This window comes from Streptomyces ureilyticus, assembly GCF_011045025.1.
Lineage (GTDB): Bacteria > Actinomycetota > Actinomycetes > Streptomycetales > Streptomycetaceae > Streptomyces > Streptomyces ureilyticus.
Genome location: NZ_JAAKZX010000436.1, coordinates 1 through 2,019, shown reverse-complemented (window position 1 = coordinate 2,019; position 2,019 = coordinate 1). Strand labels below are relative to the sequence as shown.

At 70.9% G+C, this 2,019-nt stretch carries 1 protein-coding gene and 3 pseudogenes; 3 read left to right on the top strand and 1 reads right to left on the bottom strand.

The window, feature by feature from the left end:
- Positions 1-128 (top strand): annotated as a pseudogene (locus G6048_RS50770) (MarR family transcriptional regulator); the annotation flags it as partial.
- A 148-nt stretch (positions 129-276) separates the two neighbouring features.
- Here G6048_RS50770 and G6048_RS47915 read toward each other — a convergent pair.
- Positions 277-894 (bottom strand): annotated as a pseudogene (locus tag G6048_RS47915) (SLC13 family permease); the annotation flags it as partial.
- A gap of 186 nt (positions 895-1,080) precedes the next feature.
- Here G6048_RS47915 and G6048_RS47910 point away from each other — a divergent pair.
- Complete coding sequence (locus G6048_RS47910) at positions 1,081-1,788, top strand: FadR/GntR family transcriptional regulator (RefSeq protein ID WP_165345871.1); 708 nt, start codon at positions 1,081-1,083, stop codon at positions 1,786-1,788.
- A 36-nt stretch (positions 1,789-1,824) separates the two neighbouring features.
- Positions 1,825-2,019: pseudogene (locus tag G6048_RS47905) on the top strand (peptidase E); the annotation flags it as partial.

Genomic DNA, 2,019 nt, shown 5'->3' with positions numbered 1-2,019 from the left:
TGGATGCCTCCCGCGCCGACGAGGAGATGACGGCCGGGCGGCTCGGTACTGCGCTCGGGCTCAATTCGGCCGGGACCACTTCGCTGCTCGACCGGCTGGAGGGAGCCGGGCATGTGCGGCGGGTGCGTCGGGGCGGGTGGCTACGGCGGTGTTGGTACCGGTGCCGCTTCCCGCGCCGGTACCGGTACCGGTGGGCTGCGGGCCGGAACCGCCCTCCGGAAGGTCGCCCTTGTCGGAAGAGCCCTTGGACGCGTCCTTGGAGGGCCCGTCCAGCGGCACCGCCCCCTGCGCCCACAGCTTCAGCCCGCCGAAGAGCACGAAGACCACACCCGCGATGACCAGGTTGGCGAACAGGGAGGCCAGGAAGAGGGCGATCTCGTTGCCCGGCAGTTCCTCCCGTTCCACGATCCCGTTGACGATCGACCCGTAGATGCTGATCGGCGAGAAGCCGCCGCCCTGCGCCCCGTGCACCACCATCGCGCCCATCAGCAGCGGGCTGATCCCGTACCGCGCCGCGAAGCTCAGCGCGATCGGCGCCACGATGGCGACCGCGGCCGGACTGACCGCGCCGATCGCGGTCAGCGCCCCCGTGATCACGAACATCACCCACGGGATCAGCGCGACCCGGCCGCGTACGAGCCGGATCGAGGCGTGCACGAGCCAGTCGGTGGTGCCGTTGGCGCGGGCGATCGCGAACAGGTACGTCACGCCGACGAGCACGACGAAGAGGTCACCGGGGAAGCCCGCGAAGATTTCGTCGGCGTTCAGTTCGGCGACGAGTTCGCCGACGCCGAACGCGGCGGCGAAGGCGAGGGCGCCCATGTTGATGGAGCGGGTGGTGGCGATCACGAACACCACGACGAGTACGAGGATCGATATGAGTTCGGCGGACATACGGGCTCCCGTCTTTGGGCCCCGGAGCGGCATAGAGGGCTGGCTGATTGGCCAAGTGGCTGAACCACTTTGGTCGCTGGACAGCGTGGGCGCGACCCGGGCGCACGTCAAGGGGTCGCGCAGGAATTGGCTCAGCCAGTGGGCCACTGGCTTCACGGTGTTACGCTCCCGACGAAGGGGGACCCCATGACCGAAGCCCTGCGCCCCATGACGAAACAGCGCCTCTACGAGCAGGTGCTGGAGCGGCTGCGCCAGTACGTCGCCGAGGGCGGTCTGCGCGCCGGTGACCGTCTGCCGCCCGAGCGCGACCTGGCGGCCCGCCTCGGCGTCAGCCGCGCCTCGGTGAAGCAGGCCATCGTGGTCCTGGAGGTCCAGGGCCTGGTCGAGGCCCGGCACGGCGGAGGTACGTACCTGGTCCGCGACAGCCTCGACGTCGAACCCGTCGAGCGGCTCGTCGAACGCCGTCGGCGCCTGCCCGACGTACTCGAAGCCCGCGAGGCCCTGGAGACCAAGCTCGCCGAACTCGCCGCCGAGCGCCGCACGGACGACGATCTCGCCGCCATCCGCGCGGCCCTCGACCACATGGCACGCGAGATCGAGGAGGGCGCCCACGGAGTGGAGGGCGACCGGCTCTTCCACGCCGCGGTCACGGCGGCGGCCCACAGCAGCATCCTCGCCGAGTTCATGCGCTCCATCGCCGACCAGATCACCGAGAGCCGCAACGAGTCCCTCCGCCAGCCGGGCCGCCCCACCCGCTCCCTGGCCCAGCACCACGCGATCCTCGACGCGATCGCCGACCGCCGCCCGAGCCAGGCGGCCACGGCGATGCGACGCCACGTCCGCACGGTGGCGAAGGTACGACTGCTGGACTGGGACCCGGAGGAGAACGACTAACTGCTGTTCTGACGTGGGCAGTTAGGATGCCCTGCCATGACCGCCCCCGCGACGACCCCTCCCCCTTCTCCCGTGAACGGGCGGGAGCCCACCATCCTCGCCACCTCCGGCGGCCACCGAGCCGGCGGCGGCCGGACCATGGTGACGTTCGACGCCCTGGTACACCACGCGGTCGAACTCTCCGGCGTTCACGGCCGCCGCCCCCGCGTCCTGTACGTGGGCACGGCGATA